Below are 20562 nucleotides of genomic sequence, written 5' to 3' on the forward strand. Positions count from 1 at the left end.
CCTTCAAATTACGCACAATCGTGGTTCGGTCGAGACGCATCTCCAGCGCCAATTCACTTACACTTGCCGATCCCAGCGCAGCTAAGTGCTTGAGCAGTGAAAATTGGCTAATATGGAGTCCGCTTGGAGCCAGATATCGGTCATATAGTCCCGTAACAGCCATCGAGGAACGGCGCAGATTGATGCAGGTACAGACTGAGGCAGATCGCTCTTGCGAAGATTGCTTGTTTTTCCTTGTCGTTGCCATAGGTTCTCCATTCTTTGCGCTGTTTCGTGTATCTACACTATTTCAAAAATAACAGGTTTTGTCAGAGAAATTTGTCACAGCAGTCGGCTCAGTCGGTCTGGCAGGACGCTTTTTTATGCTCATTTAAAAATTTATGTGTAAAATTCTTGAGAAAAGCAACAAAATTTCGATTTGATCGTCTATGTATATAGATATCATTTTAGGAAAGGCTTGGAACAAATTGTGGTAATAAATATCAGTAGGCCAATACATTTTATAAAGGAGCTATTCAAATGAAGAATGTAAGAGCAAAATACGCAACTGCTTTCCTGTCGAGCATGGTGCTTGTGGGCAGCTTGAGTGGTCTTTCTATGGCTAATGCAGGAACCCAAAATCCATCAGTATATCAGTCGATAACAAAATTTAAAAAGAGCGAGAGCCAAGGCCAAGTGATATGGAAAGAAAAGAATATTACGGTAACGGCGAAGAAAACGGAGCTGAAAAATGTACCAGGCTCTGAAAAAAGCGTTATTACATCCATAACGATCCAAAAAGGAGAAAAGATCTACACAATCAAAACAGATGGTTTTGATGATAAGCTGCGTGATATATCGAGTATTTCAGTATCACCTTCAAATGATTGGCTCGCTATACAAACACGACGTAGCGCAGGGGAGACGGTGCTGCTTATGGATTTGAAAAATGGAAAGCATCAAATATTAAATGACCAGTTAAGCGCTGCTGGCAAGAAAAATATTGAAACAATAAATTCCTATAATTGGTCACCAAAAGCAGATCAACTTGCTTTCTCCTACGGAGATCCTGCCAGAAGCTCCATAGCCATTTACGATTCCCCAAAAGGTACGTTTACTTTTTTACCTAGAGAAACAGATTACATTAGTACAAGTTTAATTTTATGGAATAAAAATGGAGATCAATTAAACTATATAAGTGAATATCCGTCGGATCAAAAAAGACTGTATACGTACTCTATGATCACTAAAAAAGTGAAGACTGTTAAAAAAATAAGTGAAAAAGAATTTAAACAATGGTTAAAGCTTGATAAATGAGCATGTTGCAACAATCCCAAGAGGGATTTCAAATCAGCAATAGATAGATGAAACGGTTTAGTTCGTCTATCTATTGAACGAGCAAGAAGGGCGGGAGTTGCTCCCGCCCTGTTTTTTTTAAACCTCGGAAATTGTAATTTTTCCTGAACTTCCGTTTGCCTCCAAGATTTGAATCAGTGCTTTCTGATTGCTATTCGAGAGTCGGATACAGCCATAGGTTGGGCGTAATGGATACCAAGTAGCGGAAGAGCTTGGAGCAGGATCTCCACCATGGATCATAATTTCATCTCGACCGTTCTGTGCAGCAATTAAGAAATTTCCACTTACTGCTTCATTTAGCCATACACGTTTGTAGGGACCATAAGAATACTCCGAAGAACCCTTAGCATAAACTTTACATTTAGCTACACCAGTAGGAATATCTGCATTTTTACGTTTCCAGTTGGTATGGTCGCCACCGTTCGCTTCATCATTTGACCCGCGCCCCAAAGCTTCGACAGGGCCAAATACCAGTGTACCGCTGTCATTGTATACTTTCAGAATACCTTTGTAATCCCGATTAGCCGGGAAATTAGCAAGAATGTGAAAACCCATTGTTATACGCCTCCAATTGTTGTATTGAGAGTGAATTTGATGGAGTCGCAAACACCAGAATGGCTCCACATTCTTTTTTGGTGTTTGTATCAATTTCGCCCTTCACTTAGATAGGTAATTTGGAGTCGATAAATACAACGAGTTATTCTTTTTTTTCAGGTTCATATCGTCCTTAAAAATGTGGATAATGGTGAGCGATGCCTACAACAGCTTTTTAAGCTGGGAAATACGGCCTTGTGACACGCCAAGCCATTTGGCATAGTCGCCTTGCTTGGCTGTAGGATGCTCACTCATGAGTCTTCTTAGTTGTTCAGCCAGTTTTTTTGAAGAAGACCGATTTGCTCTTTTTTCTTTGAACGGTTTCTTAACAACAGGAGCAGGTATTGGACTCACACCTATGTTCCCTTTCAGATCGAGTATGCATTTCTTACATAATAATGAAGCCCTGAAATAGGTTAAAGACTCAACCGAACTGCACAAGTTGCAGGCGACTCCAATATACTTCCGCATACTCAAAAATCCTGTTTCAACATCTACATAAAACTCTAAAGGATCGCCAACATCAATACCCATAGAGGTCCGCATTTCCTTAGGAATAACAATCCGGCCTAGCGTATCAAGGGAACGTGTCATACCTGTATTCTTCAAGTGATCTTCTCCTTTCTTAACCGTCACCTGCCTGATCGAGCATTTTTGGTATGAGCTGACTTACACGGGCTTTAGATGACTCTTGAGCATATATCTACAGCTTGTACATATAAGAGAACTCTTAAAATAACTTAATCCCTCGGTAGATTGACAAAACTTACAAGACTGACCAATGTATTTTTTTAGGGATAGGATACCTTTTTCTTCATCTGTGAAAAATTCTATAGCATCATTTGCACAAATATCACAGGTTATGAGTATTTCTTTGGGAATTACGAGTCTACCAAAAGCTTCTAAATTCCTTGTCATTTTTGCGGCCATCATCCAATACTCTCCTATTAGAAATATAAAAATCAATTAAATAAAAGCATTTATTGTTGTTCCAGAAGATGGTATTATCATGAGTAGAAAAAATAATTATACTATTAGTTTCCAAACTCTATTTTTTTGTTGAAATTTGCACTAATTTAAAGTTCATGCTGAAAGGGTGGTTTATCCATGGAAATCACACCTACGATACGAGCAGAAATTCAAACCTATCTAAAACGAAAAGGCTTAACCATGACCGAGTTTGGTCGCATTATTGATTTGAATGTAGGTACAGTTAGTGGCATTGTGACGGGCAATCGTTCTATTTCTGTTCACCAATTGGATTGCATTACTGCGGGAATGAATTTACCACCAGATTATTTTTACGAACGTTACATTGAAGATTGCATTGAAGAATCTCCACTTAACTGGAAAAAGATCTGCCCATTCCTATATCGATGTATTGAGCTAGGGCGACTGGACTGCTTGCAGCGAGTTGTAATTCTGTTGTTGGATAACCCTACTTATCCGCCGTCGCTCTTTGATGTTGCAGAAAATGTGTACAAAGACGGCTACAATGAAGCAGCGGCATATCTTTATAAAAAGGTGGCTGAAAGTGAGAAGCACCAGCATGCAGAGCGATTGGCGATCTGCCAATATCGCCTGTTCCAAATCAATATCGGGCAGGATCGGGCTGTCAATCTTCAAGCTGCCACCGAGTTTGCCCCTTTTGTTGATCGCTTGGACGAGATAGAGCAATTAGATGCTTTGAAAGACTTAGCGAACGTGTACAGATCATTAAGCCTGTGGGACAAGGTTCAAGAATTTGCACATCGAATGGGTCGATTGGGACAGCTCCAATATAATTTGGTTCATAATTCCAAGCGAAAAGGAACAGAGCCGCAAAAAAATCCAGTTAGACCACTTTTTACTTACATAACGTATTCTGAACTACTGTGTGCTAATGCTTGCGATGCAAAAGGAGATCATGAACAGGCATTAGAACATATTCGTGGTTATGCTGATTTAAGTTGGGTAAAGGAGAAGGATCCTGATACGCTTTATTGGAAGAAGCAATATCAGCAATGGGCTAAAATTAATACCTACGTAAACAAACTTATGTCCGGGGATATAAGTGTTCTGCCGGATTACGTAGAGCATATGGCTGCCGAAAAAGAGATTTTTGCCGAGTTACTAAACGTCATTGAAGTAGCCAACCGATATAATGTAGATGTGGACCATATCCTTCAGCGCTTTGAACCCCAAATAGCAGCTTATCAAGAACCGTCATCTTCTGACATGTATACACAGCAGGTTTTACCAGGAGAATACGTTCGGTTCTGGTACAAGATGGCTAAGTACAGTCTAAATAAAGGTAGATATCCATATGGTTTCAAATGTCTACTAAATGCATGGGAAAAGGCTGAATTTATTAATAAAGGACTACTTTCGCATAATTGTGCAATGTTATTTGAACGATTCAAAGTGTATGCCGTTTCTGAAACCAGAGATCAGTTGCAAAGTCTATGGGAAAAAATTGATCAAAAAGATGGTTTTCTTCTCGACGGTAACTAGCTTATTACTGGTATTCACAGTACCAGTCCTAGTTGGAAATCTAAGCCCTGTTACGATCCAAACTAATGGACACGTTGGTGGAATGTGATCCAAGTAATCATCTTCATATTCATTACACTGGACCAGCTTATTGCTGGTCTTTTTTTGGATTATTTTGTAATTTATTGGCTCAAAAAAGGTTTTGATGTATTTGTTCATTACCTCCTAAAATGAGATTCACTAGGAGGTATGCAGGATGAACAGGGATGAAACATTAACGTTAATTCAACAAATGGAACACGCCAGACAACACTTGCATGAGCTTTACGAAGAGTATGGCTTCGGACACGCTTGTGTACTTGAGCAGTCTATGCTTTTGGATGAACTGATTAATCAGTACAACCGTATGTTTCAGACCAAGAAGCAATCTCACTATGTTTTGGGTCAAATCATTGACAACGACGATGTTATATCCAGTCCATCCCCCCATTCCTTTTATGCAGAACTGTGATTTCTCCCTCATAACGTTTATCATTATTCTATATAATGACTTATTTTAAAATGAAATACATGTTCATGGAATAAAATGTTAATAATCTGGGGTGATGACGTGTTTATGTAGTCAAATTTAATGGTTTGGGTACAACTGGTAGATCCGTAGTATACTTTCTACAAACAATGAATGTAATTCAACTGGAAAAGGATTGATACGTTATGTTAAAAAAAGGCAGTTAACATCTTACTTTTTTCCTTAATTTTCTTCCTAGCAGTAGATCAGGCCAATGCAGCTCTTCCTAAATATTTGTACAATCTTGTGGTTAAAGTCAACAATGTTGAGGTTACATCCGATGCCAATCCTAATATTGAACAAGCGACGAATACAACTTATGTTCCCATTCAGGACATTCCCGAAATGAATCGGGAGTGTCCTTTTTTAGTGTTGTAGCATCTCTTTTTCTATGAGCCAAGCTCCTGCGTGCTTTTGGAAGCGCGTTTGGAGGAAAGCGGCTGGAGCCGAAACGGCCAGGTCAAGCGCTGTTTGCCTTTCGAGCCGACAATCCAGTGGCCTCCCGGCAGATGGGCGAACAGCCAGCTAATGCCGAGAGAAACACTTGCCACGACGACAAACGTAAGCAGCGTCGCCGTAAAATGATGATCGCCCAGTGAAAGCGGGCGGGTAAAGTAGGATATGAAGGACAGCACTAGCGCATGGGCCAGATACCCGCCGAAGGAATAACGTCCGATCCAGTTCAGCATGCGGCGGAACGGCTCGGAGCGCTGGTCTTTTTGCAAATGGAGCAGCAGTCCATATAACAAAAGCAACTGTGAGACAATCAGCACAAAGGTACTTGGCTTGAGATAGGTGGAAATGTTCAGATTAATCGTATCACCTGACAGGATCAGCATCGTGTGACCCATGAGCATGAACAGACCAATAAAGACAAATACATTCCACGGCAACGTCTGCTTAGCCAGTCCCCGCCACGTGTCCGTCATATAGGCACATACGGCGCCCAACATAAAATAGAAAAAATACATAATAAAGTTATAGGTGCGGTAATCTAACAAGGCCTGCCAAAAGGACGGCAAATGGGTGCTCCATGCAGACATGTCATAGTAGGACCATTGCAAGAGCAGAGCATAGGCCGCCGCTGCTATCAGCATTACAATCAGAACGAGCTGTTTGCGTTTTTTGGTGCTGTAGCGACGGAGGAACGTTTGTACATGCCCGGCTGCTTTTGCAAATAAGGGAAACAAAATATAAAACTGAAAAATCATCACAACAAACCATAGATGATATCCGCTGACAGGTATAATCATTTCCTCGAACATGCCCTTGTAAAAATAAATATTTCCCCACTGCGCCGTAGACCAGTTCTGAGTAGATAGCCAATACACAACCGTCCAGCAGAGAAAAGGAACATAAATATCCCGAAACCGCCTGCCAATGTAACGGGAATAGCTAATCGGTTTGTTACCGTTATAAAAAAGCAGCGCCGCAGACAGGAAAACGAACGTCGGTGTGCCAAAGCGAGTCAAATGATACAGCATTGCGAGCATAACGGAATCCGGCTGCTGGATATCGCTGCGGTAAATATATTCACCAATGCAATGCTGAAGCACGACAGCGAGGTAGGCAAGACCCCGCAGTTCTGTCCACTCCGCGATACGCGGCTTGCTCATCCATATCACTCCTTTTACAAAAGAAATCGTATACCTTCTCCATAACACAATTTAGGTATTGTAACGCAGGAACATTAGTGCAGGATTAACGCTACCTGAAAGTAAGAGGAGTGGAAGTAGTTCCAATTTGATATGATTGCGTTTACAATCTAAGTAAATTCACAACTTTGGGATAGGCCCAGAAAGGGGGGAGGAAGGGTGAAAAAAACGCTGCTGGTATATATTCTGCTGATTGCGGCCTTTGCGCTCTATGTGTTCAGGTACGAACAATCCGGGCCATTGAAAGGCACTTGGGAGGAAAAAGGACTGCGCGGCAGCATCGGAGAAACGTATATCATGATTACGTTCCAGTCCGGTTTGGAGTATTGGAAAAGCGGGCTAAAGGGCTTTGAGGATGCTGGGGATGCGTTGGGTGTGACCGTCGAGTATCGGGGGGCTACCCGTTATGATGCGCAGGAGCAGACGACCGTGATCGAGCAGGCGATTGCCCGGAAGCCCGCAGGGATTGCGATTTCCGCGATTGATCCACACTCGCTGATCCCGGCGATCAACAAGGCACTGGACGCGGGCATTCCTGTGGTGCTGTTTGATGCAGGGGCGCCGGGCAGCCGGGCTTATTCTTTTTTGGGAACGGACAATTACAAGGCGGGCGTGACCGCTGCGGATAAAATGGCAGAGCTGCTGGGACGGGAAGGCGAAGTCGCTGTTCTGACGTTACCCGGTCAGCAAAATCACGAGGAGCGTTCCCGTGGCTTTCGTGACACCATTCAGCGGCAGTATCCTGCTATGAAGGTGGTGGAAGTGGCAGATGGACGCGGAGATGCGATGATATCCCGGAATGAGTCGCTACGGCTGATGAAGGCGTATCCGAAGCTGGCGGGGATTTTTGTGACCGAGGCGACGGGAGGAACAGGTGTCGGTGAGGCGGTATTGAGCCAAAAGAGCCGTCGTCCGCTGAAAATCATTTCTTTTGATACGAATAAAGCGACTCTGGATATGATCCGTGGAGGAACGATCTCGGCAACCATTGCTCAGGGAACGTGGAATATGGGCTATTGGTCGCTTCAATACCTGTTCCATCTGCACCATCATTTGACGATTCCTGCTCCTTCCTCCTCCGGTGACAACGCCCCGCTGCCCGTACGGGTGGACACAGGAATATCCGTCGTCACACGGGCGAATGTAGATGATTATTATGCGAAATGATGATCAACGGAGATGGAAGCGTATACGCGCATGGTCGGATCAAAGGATGCAGCGTTTGCGCTTGCGCAATATGCCTTTGCGGTATCAGCTTATGCTGTTATTCCTGTTCTTTGGCATCGTACCGTCACTGGGATTGGGCCTGCTGGTCAACTGGACGGTGGAACGGATTATTGAGCGGCAGGTGGAAGACCATACGATGCAGCTCATTGGCAAGGTAAATGAGGCATTGGATACCAAAATGGAAAATTTGCAGAACATGACGTATTTGATTGGCTTTAACCCGGATATCGGGGAGTTCTGGCAAGGACGGACGCTCGCTGACGGTCATACGGGTACAGGAACGCAGTCGGTTGCGCAGGAGAAACAACAGGAGGAACGGGCACAGGATACGCTGTATGGGATGAAGCAATTTTTACAGGGCTTTACCACGTTATATCCCGAGATTGCAGGTATTCTGATCGTGAACGAACACGGTGACTATATTAGTAACGAAATGTATGCTCGAAGCACGCGCAGCCTGACTCAAGAAGACTGGTATAAACAGGCGGCGCAGCATGCAGGTATTTTTACCGTACTGGGACAGCCGAGCGATCGTAATGTGACGACTCATGTTCAGTACAAGGATAGTGAAATGGTGTCTGTCGTCCGGTCGGTGACGGATGCGGAGACTGGACGTGTGCTGGGCGTGATTATGATTGATCTCAAGCTACGGGCCGTGTCGCAGGCTGCCAGAGATGTAACCCTGGGCAAAACCGGGTATTTAATGGTGGCAGATGCCAAGGGACGCAGCGTGTATATGCCCGATATGCCGCTGATCAAGCGTATTCCCCCGGAATGGTTTGGGGCAGGTGACAACGGGATGTTTACTCGTGAAGCTGGGGGGAGAGAATTGCTGTTCATGTTCCGGGCTTCCGAGTTTACGGGCTGGAGAACGGTAGGTGTATTCCCGGCGCAGGAATCAACACTGGAGGTACGACAAATTCAATTCTACGTCGTCTCCTTTGTCTTCATTGTATGTCTGTTCGGACTGACGGCATCTTTAAGGTTGTCGCGTTCGATTGCGCAGCCGATTTTCCGGCTGATGTCCTATATGCGGACAGCAGAAACGGGGGATCTTACGGTTCGCCAATGGAGTGAGCGTGGGGATGAAATCGGGATGCTCGGCAGGAGCTTCAACCGGATGCTGGAGCAAATTCGCCGTTTGATGTCGCTTAGCGAGCTAAGGGAGCGGCAGAAGCGGGATGCCGAGCTACGCAGCCTTCAGGAGCATATCAAGCCTCACTTTTTATACAATACTTTGGACACGATTCATTGGATGGCTCGTAAAAACGGGGCAGATGATGTGTCCGACATGGTAGGGGCGCTATCCAGATTGTTTCGCCTCGGGCTGAGTAAGGGGGATGACTTTATTTCGCTACGCAGCGAAATTGAGCATATATCGAGCTATATGCAAATTCAGCAAACCCGGTATCGGGACAGACTTCGCTGGGAATTAAGCGTACCCGAGGAATTAGGGGAGCTGCTCGTGTTAAAGCTCATGCTTCAACCTGTGGTGGAAAACGCTATTTACCACGGCATTAAGGCTAGACGCGGACCCGGCACGATTGGGGTCGAGGCGCGGATTGAGGGAGATAAGCTGCTACTGACGGTACGTGATAATGGTGCAGGGATGACGGTGGAACGGTTGCGGGAGCTGCGGCATTTGCTGGAAGCCCCGCTGGACTCGATGGAAGGACAACAGAAGCCAAGTGGAGCCAGTGTGAATGCGAACGGCAGGAGCTATGGCATGCTGAATGTACAGGCGCGTATACGTCTATCTTTTGGTGAGGAATATGGAATTGTATTGGACAGTGAAGAAGGGGTAGGTACCTGCGTTACGATCATTCATCCGTTGCTGCGGGATATAGCACAATTGAAGAAGCCTCATGATAAAGGAGCGGATCAGGATGACGAAATCACACACCACCGGCACCTCGACAACGACGAGTCTGACGGACAAGAACATAACGGAAGTGACGACGATGACGGCAAAACGTTATCAGGTGCTGATCGCAGATGATGAGCCGATCATTCGTGAGGGCATACGAGATTGCGTAGACTGGACGGCTCTCGGCATGGAGGTTGCGGGTGAGGCGGAGGATGGCGAAGAAGCGCTGGAGCTGGCGGTACAGCTTGGCATCGACATCTTGCTGGTCGATATGAATATGCCGTTCATGGACGGCATTGAGCTGATCCGACGACTGCGGGAAGAACGCCCGGAATGTCGGTGTCTGATCATTTCCGGTCATGATGAATTTGCGTATGCGCAGGAGGCCGTCCGACTTGGCGTGGAGGATTATATATTGAAGCCGGTCGATGCGGAGCAGCTTCACGCTGCGTTGTCGCGGCTCGGTGGGCGGCTGGATGAAGAGCGTAAGCGTGCCGCCTATGTAGAACAGGCCGCCGGGCAGATTGAGCGGAATATTCCGCTGCTGCGCCAGCGCTTTTGTCTGGAATGGCTGGAAGGGCAGAACACGGGAAAGGACGTGATGGAGCAACTGGCGTTTTTACGTCTTCCATCCCGTTCACCCGTTCAGATCGGCGTGGTGCGGTGGCCTGCGGCAGAGGCACGGCAAACGATTATGCGCGAGAATGATCGCCAACTGTTTCTTTTTGCCGCTGAAAATATCATTGGCGAGCTGCTGGAGGGCCTGTCGCATGTGTTGTTCCGCGATGCAAACGGGCTGATCGGCATGTGCTTGTGGCAGGAGGCACCCGAAGCCATCGGCGCAACGATGGAGCAGGCTATCGGACGTTACCTGAACATAGCGGTTCATACACATGTGGAGCGAAATGCCCAGGGGCTGGAAGGTGCGGTTGATGCGTTTCAAGTGTGCCGTGATCGTGTGTACGGCGAATCGCAGCTGTCTCCACTCGTACGCCGGGCACGGCAGCTTATTCAGGAAGGTTTCGCAGACCGGGAGATGACACTGGAATCTCTCGCCTCGCGTTTACAGGTATCCGCCGTATATCTCAGCCGTGTGCTCAAAAAAGAGCTAAACGATAGCTTCGTGACCCTCGTCACACGCGCTCGTATCCGCAAGGCGGTGCAACTGCTGGATTCTACGACGTTGTCTATCTATGATATAGCAGAACGTACGGGATACGATAGCCAGCACTATTTTAGTACCGCTTTTAAAAAGACCATGGGTGTTTCTCCTGTTCAGTATCGCAAAGGCGGTGGAATGACTGTGATCGCGTCGGATCAGGAGTGAGCTGAAAAATGTGTGTGTAATCACACCTATGCGCTTAGGGGTCTGTTACGCTGTGGATAACGAACAAATATCTATCAATATTTGGAGGAAAACGATATGTTTTGTTATCAGTGTGAACAGACGCCGAGTGGCGGGTGTACCGTAGTTGGGGTGTGCGGCAAGAATGAAACGATAGCGAGCTTGCAGGATACGATGATTTTTGCGTTAAAAGGTATTGCGGCCTATGCGACACACGCTCGTCAGTTGGGCTATAGCGATCCTGAGGTGGATCGTATCACGCACGAAGCGTTATATATGACCTTAACCAATTCCAATTTCAATGTACAAGAGCATTTGGACATGGCGATGAAGGTCGGAAATGCAGCCGTACGGATCATGGATGTGCTGGATCATGCGCATACGGATCGTTTTGGCATACCGCAGCCGATTACCGTCAGCCAGAATAAAATTGAAGGACAATGTATCGTCGTGACCGGACATAATCTGTATGCGCTGGAGGAATTGCTGCGGCAGACCGAAGGCAAGGGTATCAACATCTATACCCACTCGGAAATGCTGCCTGCCCACGGTTATCCGGCGTTGAAGAAATATGCACATCTGAAAGGCAATATCGGCAAAGCCTGGTACGATCAGCGCAGACTGTTCGAGGAATTTCCAGGCGCGATTCTCGCCACGACGAACTGTGTGATGCCGATTAAAGGCACATATGCAGACCGCTTCTTCTCTTATGAAGTAGCCGGGCTAGAGGGCGTCGCCAAGATTATGGACGATGACTTTGCACCGTTGATCGAGCGCGCGTTGGCGCTGCCAGCCGCAGATGTAGAATCTGAGCAGGTGCTTACGACGGGATATCATCACGAGACGGTCATCGGACTCGCTCCCGAGATTATTCAGGCGGTTAAAGACGGACATATCCGTCGTTTCTTCGTCATTGCAGGCTGCGACGCACCAGGTAAAGGCGGTAACTATTACCGCGAGCTGGCTACTTCCTTGCCGAACGATACGGTTATTTTAACCACATCCTGTGGGAAATTCCGCTTTAATGACGTGGACTACGGTACCGTGGGGGACACGGGGATTCCGCGTTATATTGATCTGGGGCAATGCAACAATTCCGGTTCTACGGTGAAAATCGCTCTGGCGTTAGCGGATGCTTTTGGTTGTACGGTGAACGAGCTGCCTGTCAGCATCGTGTTGTCCTGGTTTGAGCAAAAAGCTGTTGCCATCCTGCTAGGCTTGTTCAGCCTTGGCATTCAGGATATCCGCATCGGGCCGAAGCCGCCCGAGTTTATTTCTTCTGGCGTACTGGATGTGCTCGTAGAGCTGTTTGGCTTAAAGCTGATTACTACCGCAGAGGAAGATATGAAAGCAATGCTGGCGTTGTCGTAGGGGATTGGAATGGGAGGAACTGCAAAGTGCAGTTCCTTTTATTTTTCACCGTTCATCAATTCTTGCAAATATGTCCGTAAGAATCTTCAATGCCAGCTCAGTATCTTTGGATTCGCGCGTTCTCAACAGAGTCAAAATACTTTTTACACTCGAATTTCCTTCGGCAAGCTCATCATTTTCCTTTACATATGTAAGCAACTGATAAACGCCCACGTTCAATGCCTTCGCTATTTTCTCCAGATTTTTCAAAGATATATTTCTCTCTGCGCGTTCAATAAAACCGATATAACTCGAATTGAATCCTGCTTTTTCGGCTAAAGCTTCTTGGGAAAGCCCTTTAGACTTCCGAATATCTCGAATACGTGTGCCGACTAAATCTAAAAGTTCAGACATGATTACACCTCTCTATAGTTAGAAGTGTAGAGAAAGAGTTACTTCTAATTAATAACTGTTAATAAGTAAATTGAATTAAAAACTACTATATAGTAATATTTATTGTAATGCTTGTCCGATAGCTAGAAATTTGTGTATTTTGATCGTTTCTTATTGGTCCTGCGATGTCCTCACTGTTCATTAAATTAAAATTCAGGAGTTGACTCCCCGTGAAAAATTACTCCTTAAGCAACCACCTACATAATGATCCAGATTCCATACAGCCTAATCATAGCGACCCCAACATATTGAATTGCATGATGGATTTTCAAAAGCTCGCCCAATATCAGATCAAACTTGCACAGATTATGCGCAATTATCATCAATTTCACAACTGCCTCATTCTTTGTGACCGGGCGATGTTTTCTATGGCTAAGGCCGTTTATGTTCACCGAAATCAAATCATTCTATCCTCCATTAACCTATCTATAACGGATGTGCTTAGGTTAATCCACACGGATGCTGAGCCGAGTTTGGATATGGTGCTGTTTATGGGTACCGTGCATTATCTTATTTCCGCAGAGGATAATGCACATAACAAGCCAATGAAGCTGGAGGAGGTCGATAGACTGCTTTTTAGAACGGACCATATTTTAATATGTCTATCTCGTCGAATTGTAGCTGACCCTGCTGAGCGGTATCAATCTATTTTTAAAGAAAATCAGTCCATGAAGTAGTTCAGCATTTTGCATAATTCGATTCCCAACGCTTAGAAGTGCAATATATAGACAAACTAGACCGTTTTGATCTATATATTGCTGATTTGAAATCGCTCTTGGGATTTATGCAAAATGCTTAGTTAAATCATATGTTAATAACACCCAACCTTTTCTCACGAATGATATAATGGAAAAAAGGGAGATGTTGGCTGCGACCTCAAGGCTCTACAACAGAAAGGGTGTTATTTTATATGCCTACATACAACAAACTGGTGCGGGACCGGATTCCGCACGTCATTACGTCTCAGGGCAAGGGATGCCGCACGCGCATTTTGGACCCAGAGGAATATAAGCAAGAGCTGAGGACGAAGCTTCGTGAAGAAGCAGAGGAATATTTTGAAGCGGCGAAAGATAAGGACGCGCTGGAGGAGCTGGCAGATATGCTGGAAGTCATCCGGGCGCTGGCAGAAGTACATGGGGCGAATGTGGCAGAGCTGGACAAGCTGCGGGCAGACAAAGCCGAGGCACGGGGTGGCTTTCAGGAGCGGGTGTTTTTAATTGATGTCAATGAAGCTTAATGTCAAGCTCATTACAGATAATTTAGCAGATGAGCTGATCGCCGGGATACAATATGCCTCTGGGATTTATATTATGACTTCTTTTATTATGCAATCCGGGGTGAATCGCTGAGAAATTGACTTATCTGCTCTAGTAAGCCTAAAGTCTAGTCAAGTGGTACATATGGAACAAACCTATTTTCTTATATATTAGGTATAGTTAACGTTTGATGATTCTTACGTACATGTCATTGATGGGATGTTCGCGTAAATAAATTATTCGAAAAAGCTTCTGCTGAAGTTTTGGCGGGAGTTTTTTGTTTGAAAGTATAGGATTAGTGATCGTCATATTCTTCCATTTGATGATACAATATAGACATGATTCAAAAGGACTACTTCAAATACGATGTTTCGTTTAATCAATTGTATTTCTTATATTTACGAACTTCGTGAATATTACGTTATGTGTAATTATTGAAAAGATCATGGAGGGGAAATCTATGAAAAAGAAAGAATATAAAGATAGATTAATTGAATTACTTAATGAAGGAATTGAAGAACTAACAGCAGACCAAGTAATCCACAAAACGAAATTGTTGATTTTTGAATATGAGAAAAAACAAGCGTATAGTACAGAAAATAAGGGGAGACCTTGGACAGATGAAGAGTTAAGAGTAGTATTATCATTTGCACCAACTAAAGAAAACATACTGAAGTTGGCCAAAGGATTTAAACGTAGCTACGGGAGTATTGAACAAATTTTTAGATGGGCTGTAACCACGGATGAAGAGATTATAAATAAGGGAAGAGAAGATGATAGTTTTATAAAACAGATTAGAAGATTGTATAAAGAGATGGGTTGGAAGGCGTAAATTAGAATGTCAATCAATGGAGTGATAACTACACATAACATAATATTCAAGCAGCGGCTCCTTTGGAGCCTTGGCCTGCTGGATGGATTTCGAAGAAGTATTTCAGCAGACACATCCGACTTTGTCGGACGTCATGAATACAGAAACGTTAGGTGAAATTCAATTAGGAGAGATGTAAAGAATATGAAAAGCTTAACTATTGCAAGATATAAAAATGGATATATAAAAATTTCAGACTATAATAGGTCAATACATAAAAACGGAGAAATTTTTTGCCCATTCTGTGTTCCGCCTTTAGAATTGACCGGAGTACAAAATAAATTTTTTAGAGCATTACCAGATAGAGGTGGACATAATTGTGGGAGGACAACAGCGGAATATTTCAATGCTGAGTGGGAAGGTAGAAAACTAATTGAAACACTTAGTGGTATTGATGGAGAAATCAAAATTGTTATTGATCTCAATAGTTTAGTAAGACAAGGAGAGAGTTTCAATAGTAATAAAAGAATACACAAGCCTAAAGAAAATGCCTCAGCCGAAGAAATTGAGAAATACAATAGATATACAGCTTATAAAAAGGTGTTTAGAGATATTGTACGAACAGTTTCGCAAATGAAAAGACTCCTTGAAAAAAATACTATTGATGAATTGGGGAAAATTGGATTTGAATATAAAACTGGGAGGGAAAAGTTAGGAATTAATGAGGTGGTTATTTTAGCCGATGAGCTTAATAAGAGTCTACATTATAAAGAAAGATTTGTTATATATATTGTTCAAAGTGTTAAAGTTAGTAAGGGAAAAATTTACATTAACTCTTACGAAATCGAAGGGAAAAGTATTACAACCTCATTTGAATACTCGGCTGAAAAGAATCAAACAAAGATTGAAAAAGATGACATGATTATAGCTTTTGGAAAAATTAAATATTATGAACCTACAGATCAGTATTATTTAAATACACTTAGCGATTTAAATGTGGACATAATTAAGAATGAAGACTTAGTTTTAAAATTTAGTGATAAAGAAATTAAAGAGAAAAAAATCAATACTAATAATAAAAAGAAAGTGTTAAAAATGGTATTTTTACACCAATTAATTCTTCTGTCGATATAAAAGATAAGCGTGAGACCATATACCCTAGTGGTTTGGTTCGAAAGAAAGAAATAATAAAAATTGATGAAGATATCTCGTCATCTAGAGTAATCATGCAACAGGATTTAAGACAAGAGGAAATAGCCAGAGAAGAGAATTTTTTCAAAAATATAGTTCACAAATTCAACAGTTTTTTAGAAGTAACTAATTGAACTACACCTAACATAATACTCACGCATCGGGCATATGCCCTCGGTCCGGCATAGAAGTATTTCAACGAAGCAGAAGCCGCCGGACACACTTGGCATTCGCCAAGCGTCGTGAATACAGGAACGTTATCGGAAATCAGCAATGAATTAAAGTAAATGATTAAGAAAGAAGGGGAATCAATTGTTATCAAACGAGAACCATATTGAATTCTTTGAAAGAATAGACATAAAAGAATTGTTGGATAAAATAAGAAGATTTAGAAACTTAAATATTTCAACCATGACTCAAGAAGCTATAAATAAAGAAGTGTTTGATGTACTAACTTTTGAAGGAAAATTTTATTATTTCGCTTGCTTAAGATCCTATCCTAAAGGCACAAAATTTTTTAGAGCTCGGACATTAGAGGGATCAATTATTCCAAATAAAAACTTAAAATTCGAATCGGATTTTTGGAATGCGCCTAGTGAATATATAAAGCAATATGGAAGGTTAAATAAGCCCAAAGAATCGCTACTTTATACTACACCCATAAACCCATCGATTACTTTAAAAGAGATAAAAGTGCCTGATGACTCTTATTATGCGTTAATTATGTACGAAGCAAAAGAAGAAATAAAAGTAAATATGATCGGTCAAGAATATAATTATGAATCTTTACAAATTTATAGTGAAAAAGCAAGATTAATAAATGATATTATCAATGACTTTTTAAGGGAGGAATTTAGTAGAGATGTAGGAGTAGGAACAGAATACTTATATATTGTTTCAGAATTTATTGCAAAGTCTTTTTTTGATTTACCTCCCAGAGATGTTCAAGATGCTTGGGCATATCCATCTCTTAAGGATAAATCAAATTATAATGTTTGCTTTAGACCAGAGATTGCTAGAAAATTATTAGACTTGAAAGGTGCATTAATTGGCCAAAAGCAACCTCAAAATAATGATATTAAGGTTATGTGTATAGCTCATGATTTTGATGAAAGTGGCATAGCTCAATTCCACCAATTAGGTAGTGAAGTGCAAAAAAGAATATTTCCAGAAATAGTTTGAATTTAGAGTGAATAAGTTCCTGACTATGATAATTCTTAATAATTTTTGATTAAAGGCTTGAAATTTATGGAATCTAATAAGTTACTCTCAAATAGATGCTGACATCCGATAACATTATATTCACGCATCGGGCATACGCCCTTGGTCCAGCAGAGGGATTTCGGGGAAGCAGAGGCAACCGGCCACATTTGGCATTTGCCAAGCGTCGTGAATACGAGAACGTTATCGGAAATTATCGCATAATAAAATAAATAACTTATAAAGAGAGAAGGAAAATAGTAAATGTATAAAAAACTCATAATACCAGCAATTATTCTTCTACTAGTTGTCCCTGTAGTAATTAATGCTCTAGTACAAATTCCAGCTATACCTTTTACATCAGTATTCGGAACAGGAAAGGATTGGTTTGGATTTTTCGGAAGTTATTTCGGTGGTGCTATAGGTGCTTTAGTAGCAGTATATATTGCACATAAACAGGTTGAATCTGCTAAGGAAGACTTTCAACAAAGACTTAATATTGAAAAACAAAAACAAATAAGGGGGGACGAGAAGCAACATAATCTGGTTAAACAAGAGAATCGAGTGTTCATCAATTATGAATGGGAATGGACAGAATGGAATCTTGAGAAATTTACTAATTTACATAAGGCTAAGATTATCTATACTTTTGACTATCAACAACGAGAATATTCGTTAAAGAAAGATAAGAAGAACATTACAACTTTTGCAAAACTATCGTTATGGGGAAATGCAAAGTTTATTCTCGACTGCAAAATAAAGATAACTGTTAAAGAATTCAAACCGGAATTGATTGTGAATAATTTAGGGGTACATAACGATCCTGCGTTCAATAATTATGAACTAAAAATCCATCTGCCGATAGTAACGAATGAAGACTTAATATTCATTCCGATTGTAAATTGCTACTTAAAATATGAGGAAAAAGAGAAGTACTATAATCATGATATATATGATGTTGAAAAATTTGAAATTGAGTACTTAACACCAGTCAATGAAAAAATAAGATATGTTTCTAATTACAGAGATGGTCAAGAAGTCTATTCAGTTATTAATAATGATGGTTCAGAAATACTAATTTTGGAGAGTAGTCTTCAAAATATTAGATGGAAAGTTCCTGGAATAAAAATTATTGAATAGTTTCAGTCTCTCAATGAGGGACAACAACAATCCGATAACAAAGTACTACGCTGCGGGCTTCGTCCTTGGTTCTTAAGAAGTATAAAGCTTAGAAGTGGATTCGATAAGAGGATGATAAGCTCGAAAAAACATATTACAATCGAAACATGTTGAAGTTCAAATCACATATTGATGAAGGAATTAAAAGGGAAAGAGACATAGTACAGATCAAAAGACATATACAGAATAAAGAAAGAGATCAAAAGACACAAAGATATATTGAAGATTAAAGAAATGAAGAGACATGTGAAAAATCAAGGGGCATTGGGGATAGCAAAGAGTATGAAGGAATGATAAAAGAAGAATGTGATAGATCATTCGAAGAAGGCAGGAACACCACCTAACACCATGTTCACGCTTGGGCCATTCGGCCCTCGGTCCGGCAGGAGTTAGATGAGGGTTCGGAGAAGTAATTGGCAGCACCCAGGGGAGCGGAATCAGCCGGACACATCCAACTCCCTAACCGCTTCGCGGCCGCCCGTTGGGCTTAAGGGAGTTGGACGTCGTGAACACATTAACGTTATCAGAAATCAAACACTAAATACAGCCTAAGGAGAAAAAAATGTTTGCAATTCTTAAACAAAAGCCAGATAAAATGACATTAAGGGCTTTAAAAGTAACGAGCGCTTCTATAGTATTTTTAGCTATACTATTTTTTATTGTGCTTGTATATGCAGGGTTATATGAAGTTGTCAATGCACTGGATGTAAAAGCATATTTTCGCTATGCGTCAGATGGAAAGTTTGAACAAGATGTGTATTTTAGAGAGGCGGAGGAAGCTAAAACCGAAATTCGTTCTAGCTTGAAAGTTTTGTTACCTGATGATGCTACACCTTCACGTATACAAGAGTATTTTAAATTGTTACTTCAAGATGAAACGCTCCTAAAAGAGAAAATGAACGAAAATAATAAATACATAGAATATTTGAAAAACAACAATGTAACAGTTGATGATGCTGTATTATACATGAAAAAAATAATTAACTTGGATGAAATATTTTTGTATGCTGCATCGTACGTAGGAATGCTGTTATTTATTCTTATTTTGTATTTTTTATATAAATGGAGAATAAGTATATTTATTCTTTCAGGTATACTCTATTTCATTTTGGTGGTAGATTCGTTTACGGCTGGCATCTTTTTAGATGCATTCTTCCCTGTGTTGCAAAATATATATAGTTATTCAGGTAAAGTTACAGGGAGTTTTTATTTACTATTTTATGATGATTATTTGAGATTATCAAAAAACTTTTTGCCAGCTACACGTGAAGCAGCACTGACTTTTATAATATTAGATACTGTTGTACAGTCGCTTAAAGACTCTAAAAAAAGAAGACGAAGTTCAAAGTTTTTAGTAGCATATTTAGAGCTTGAATTTACTTTACAATTTCTTAGTGGGATTAAGGGGAATTTAATAGTAACCAATCTTAAAACAGTTGATTTAGAAGAAATATATAATCTATGCAAAGAGAATAAATCAGATGAATTCGCAATGAAAGCAAAAGAAAAACTTGATGAATGGAGAAAAGTGACCAGAAATCAGAAAATGACAGTTTCTGAGCTATATGAAAGACTTTTAAACATCCACAATTATTTAAAAAAATCAAAGTATATCAGAGAAAATATTATCAGATAAATAAACAGGGACTTCCGATAACAGGAATATTCCCGCGGCGTTGCTGTACTCCTTGATCTGCCAGGAGGCAGATAATCTCTGGCGAGGTTCGGGAATAGCCTATACAACAGAATCAAAATGAAAAAGAGCCAGAAGGCTCTCAGTCTAAAGATATATGTAATTCGTTATGCAGGTGAAGAGCGTCCTTAAAACCTTGCAAATAAATTTCACGTTCTAAAATAGCTTGAACAGAAAGCTCAGCATCGTCGTAAAGGAATAAGGTCTTCTGTATATTCTCCGGTACTCCTTCATGTAACTGCTTGAAGTAGAGATTCCGTTCGGATGAGAACTGGTTGTAGATTGAGTTGTTTTTGATAAGCTCGCCATATAAAGATTCAATTCGAGTATGAATCAGTGAATCAAGTAAGAGTTCTAAAGAATTAT

Annotated in this window: 22 protein-coding genes; 16 read left to right on the plus strand and 6 right to left on the minus strand. The window is 41.7% G+C overall.

Features of this window, described 5'->3' with window-relative positions; genetic code table 11:
• A partial coding sequence (locus C1I60_RS25560; RefSeq protein WP_252361673.1) for a MarR family winged helix-turn-helix transcriptional regulator occupies positions 1 to 247 on the minus strand: 247 nt, incomplete at its 3' end.
• A 272-nt stretch (positions 248 to 519) separates the two neighbouring features.
• Here C1I60_RS25560 and C1I60_RS10910 point away from each other — a divergent pair.
• Positions 520 to 1296: a TolB-like translocation protein gene (locus C1I60_RS10910; RefSeq protein ID WP_137061741.1), complete on the plus strand. Its 777-nt coding sequence runs from the start codon at positions 520 to 522 to the stop codon at positions 1294 to 1296.
• A 117-nt stretch (positions 1297 to 1413) separates the two neighbouring features.
• Here C1I60_RS10910 and C1I60_RS10915 read toward each other — a convergent pair whose 3' ends face one another.
• Positions 1414 to 1890, minus strand: a complete 477-nt coding sequence (locus C1I60_RS10915; protein WP_137061742.1) for a L,D-transpeptidase — start codon at positions 1888 to 1890, stop codon at positions 1414 to 1416.
• Positions 1891 to 2091: 201 nt separating this feature from the next.
• On the minus strand, positions 2092 to 2538 hold the full coding sequence (locus tag C1I60_RS10920; RefSeq protein ID WP_170970781.1) for an AbrB/MazE/SpoVT family DNA-binding domain-containing protein: 447 nt from the start codon (positions 2536 to 2538) through the stop codon (positions 2092 to 2094).
• 498 nt (positions 2539 to 3036) lie between these two features.
• Between C1I60_RS10920 and C1I60_RS10930 the strand changes: the two genes are divergently transcribed.
• From C1I60_RS10930 to C1I60_RS26150, 3 genes are all read left to right on the plus strand, one after another.
• Positions 3037 to 4422 carry a helix-turn-helix domain-containing protein gene (locus C1I60_RS10930; protein ID WP_137061744.1) on the plus strand — a complete coding sequence of 462 codons (1386 nt, stop codon included), beginning with the start codon at positions 3037 to 3039 and terminating at the stop codon, positions 4420 to 4422.
• Between the two features lie 235 nt (positions 4423 to 4657).
• Complete coding sequence (locus C1I60_RS10935; RefSeq protein ID WP_137061745.1) at positions 4658 to 4912, plus strand: aspartyl-phosphate phosphatase Spo0E family protein; 255 nt, start codon at positions 4658 to 4660, stop codon at positions 4910 to 4912.
• A 303-nt stretch (positions 4913 to 5215) separates the two neighbouring features.
• Positions 5216 to 5347, plus strand: a complete 132-nt coding sequence (locus C1I60_RS26150; RefSeq protein ID WP_289306514.1) for a hypothetical protein — start codon at positions 5216 to 5218, stop codon at positions 5345 to 5347.
• Between the two features lie 11 nt (positions 5348 to 5358).
• On the opposite strand, the gene C1I60_RS10945 is transcribed toward C1I60_RS26150, so the two are convergent.
• Entirely contained in the window at positions 5359 to 6585 is a 1227-nt protein-coding gene (locus C1I60_RS10945; RefSeq protein WP_137061746.1) for an acyltransferase, read from the minus strand.
• A gap of 198 nt (positions 6586 to 6783) precedes the next feature.
• On the opposite strand from C1I60_RS10945, the gene C1I60_RS10950 reads away from it, so the two are divergent.
• From C1I60_RS10950 to hcp, 4 genes are all read left to right on the plus strand, one after another.
• Positions 6784 to 7791: a substrate-binding domain-containing protein gene (locus tag C1I60_RS10950; RefSeq protein ID WP_137061747.1), complete on the plus strand. Its 1008-nt coding sequence runs from the start codon at positions 6784 to 6786 to the stop codon at positions 7789 to 7791.
• Positions 7772 to 9850, plus strand: a complete 2079-nt coding sequence (locus C1I60_RS10955; RefSeq protein WP_137061748.1) for a cache domain-containing sensor histidine kinase — start codon at positions 7772 to 7774, stop codon at positions 9848 to 9850. The genes C1I60_RS10950 and C1I60_RS10955 overlap by 20 nt, the downstream gene beginning before the upstream one ends.
• Positions 9738 to 11045: a response regulator gene (locus C1I60_RS10960; RefSeq protein ID WP_137061749.1), complete on the plus strand. Its 1308-nt coding sequence runs from the start codon at positions 9738 to 9740 to the stop codon at positions 11043 to 11045. Before C1I60_RS10955 ends, C1I60_RS10960 begins: the two co-directional genes overlap by 113 nt.
• A gap of 96 nt (positions 11046 to 11141) precedes the next feature.
• Positions 11142 to 12434 carry a hydroxylamine reductase gene (gene hcp / locus C1I60_RS10965; RefSeq protein ID WP_137061750.1) on the plus strand — a complete coding sequence of 431 codons (1293 nt, stop codon included), beginning with the start codon at positions 11142 to 11144 and terminating at the stop codon, positions 12432 to 12434.
• 45 nt (positions 12435 to 12479) lie between these two features.
• Here the strand turns inward: hcp and C1I60_RS10970 are convergent, their stop codons facing one another.
• The gene (locus tag C1I60_RS10970; RefSeq protein ID WP_044648031.1) at positions 12480 to 12827 is read right to left on the minus strand and encodes a helix-turn-helix domain-containing protein; all 348 of its coding nucleotides are present in this window, start codon (positions 12825 to 12827) and stop codon (positions 12480 to 12482) included.
• A gap of 209 nt (positions 12828 to 13036) precedes the next feature.
• On the opposite strand from C1I60_RS10970, the gene C1I60_RS10975 reads away from it, so the two are divergent.
• The 8 genes from C1I60_RS10975 to C1I60_RS11005 all read left to right on the plus strand — a co-directional run bounded on the left by C1I60_RS10975 (position 13037) and on the right by C1I60_RS11005 (position 20139).
• On the plus strand, positions 13037 to 13543 hold the full coding sequence (locus C1I60_RS10975; RefSeq protein ID WP_137061751.1) for a hypothetical protein: 507 nt from the start codon (positions 13037 to 13039) through the stop codon (positions 13541 to 13543).
• Between the two features lie 233 nt (positions 13544 to 13776).
• Complete coding sequence (locus tag C1I60_RS10980; RefSeq protein WP_137061752.1) at positions 13777 to 14103, plus strand: nucleoside triphosphate pyrophosphohydrolase; 327 nt, start codon at positions 13777 to 13779, stop codon at positions 14101 to 14103.
• Positions 14087 to 14215, plus strand: a complete 129-nt coding sequence (locus tag C1I60_RS26155; RefSeq protein WP_289306515.1) for a hypothetical protein — start codon at positions 14087 to 14089, stop codon at positions 14213 to 14215. Before C1I60_RS10980 ends, C1I60_RS26155 begins: the two co-directional genes overlap by 17 nt.
• Positions 14216 to 14582: 367 nt before the next feature.
• Positions 14583 to 14954, plus strand: a complete 372-nt coding sequence (locus tag C1I60_RS10985; protein WP_137061753.1) for a hypothetical protein — start codon at positions 14583 to 14585, stop codon at positions 14952 to 14954.
• A 183-nt stretch (positions 14955 to 15137) separates the two neighbouring features.
• Positions 15138 to 16067, plus strand: coding sequence for a hypothetical protein (locus C1I60_RS10990; protein WP_137061754.1), 930 nt, complete (start codon positions 15138 to 15140; stop codon positions 16065 to 16067).
• A gap of 369 nt (positions 16068 to 16436) precedes the next feature.
• Positions 16437 to 17306 (plus strand): hypothetical protein, encoded by an 870-nt coding sequence (locus C1I60_RS10995; protein ID WP_233903749.1) that lies wholly within the window; start codon positions 16437 to 16439, stop codon positions 17304 to 17306.
• Positions 17307 to 17588: 282 nt separating this feature from the next.
• The gene (locus tag C1I60_RS11000; RefSeq protein ID WP_137061755.1) at positions 17589 to 18464 is read left to right on the plus strand and encodes a hypothetical protein; all 876 of its coding nucleotides are present in this window, start codon (positions 17589 to 17591) and stop codon (positions 18462 to 18464) included.
• 601 nt (positions 18465 to 19065) lie between these two features.
• Positions 19066 to 20139: a hypothetical protein gene (locus C1I60_RS11005; protein WP_137061756.1), complete on the plus strand. Its 1074-nt coding sequence runs from the start codon at positions 19066 to 19068 to the stop codon at positions 20137 to 20139.
• Between the two features lie 139 nt (positions 20140 to 20278).
• Here C1I60_RS11005 and C1I60_RS24850 read toward each other — a convergent pair.
• The coding region (locus tag C1I60_RS24850) for a hypothetical protein (protein ID WP_137062245.1) at positions 20279 to 20562 on the minus strand (284 nt) is incomplete at its 5' end.

The sequence above is a fragment of the Paenibacillus terrae genome, from assembly GCF_005217525.1.
In the GTDB taxonomy this organism is placed as follows: Bacteria; Bacillota; Bacilli; order Paenibacillales; family Paenibacillaceae; genus Paenibacillus; species Paenibacillus terrae_C.

Coding starts and splice junctions, on each gene's coding strand:
- C1I60_RS10910 (WP_137061741.1), top strand. CDS start 520: ATGAAGAATGTAAGAGCAAAATACGCAACTGCTTTCCTGTCGAGCATG.
- C1I60_RS10915 (WP_137061742.1), bottom strand. CDS start 1,890: ATGGGTTTTCACATTCTTGCTAATTTCCCGGCTAATCGGGATTACAAA.
- C1I60_RS10930 (WP_137061744.1), top strand. CDS start 3,037: ATGGAAATCACACCTACGATACGAGCAGAAATTCAAACCTATCTAAAA.
- C1I60_RS10935 (WP_137061745.1), top strand. CDS start 4,658: ATGAACAGGGATGAAACATTAACGTTAATTCAACAAATGGAACACGCC.
- C1I60_RS10945 (WP_137061746.1), bottom strand. CDS start 6,585: ATGAGCAAGCCGCGTATCGCGGAGTGGACAGAACTGCGGGGTCTTGCC.
- C1I60_RS10955 (WP_137061748.1), top strand. CDS start 7,772: ATGATTATTATGCGAAATGATGATCAACGGAGATGGAAGCGTATACGC.
- C1I60_RS10960 (WP_137061749.1), top strand. CDS start 9,738: ATGACGAAATCACACACCACCGGCACCTCGACAACGACGAGTCTGACG.
- hcp (WP_137061750.1), top strand. CDS start 11,142: ATGTTTTGTTATCAGTGTGAACAGACGCCGAGTGGCGGGTGTACCGTA.
- C1I60_RS10970 (WP_044648031.1), bottom strand. CDS start 12,827: ATGTCTGAACTTTTAGATTTAGTCGGCACACGTATTCGAGATATTCGG.
- C1I60_RS10980 (WP_137061752.1), top strand. CDS start 13,777: ATGCCTACATACAACAAACTGGTGCGGGACCGGATTCCGCACGTCATT.
- C1I60_RS26155 (WP_289306515.1), top strand. CDS start 14,087: ATGTCAATGAAGCTTAATGTCAAGCTCATTACAGATAATTTAGCAGAT.
- C1I60_RS10985 (WP_137061753.1), top strand. CDS start 14,583: ATGAAAAAGAAAGAATATAAAGATAGATTAATTGAATTACTTAATGAA.
- C1I60_RS10990 (WP_137061754.1), top strand. CDS start 15,138: ATGAAAAGCTTAACTATTGCAAGATATAAAAATGGATATATAAAAATT.
- C1I60_RS11000 (WP_137061755.1), top strand. CDS start 17,589: ATGTATAAAAAACTCATAATACCAGCAATTATTCTTCTACTAGTTGTC.
- C1I60_RS11005 (WP_137061756.1), top strand. CDS start 19,066: ATGTTTGCAATTCTTAAACAAAAGCCAGATAAAATGACATTAAGGGCT.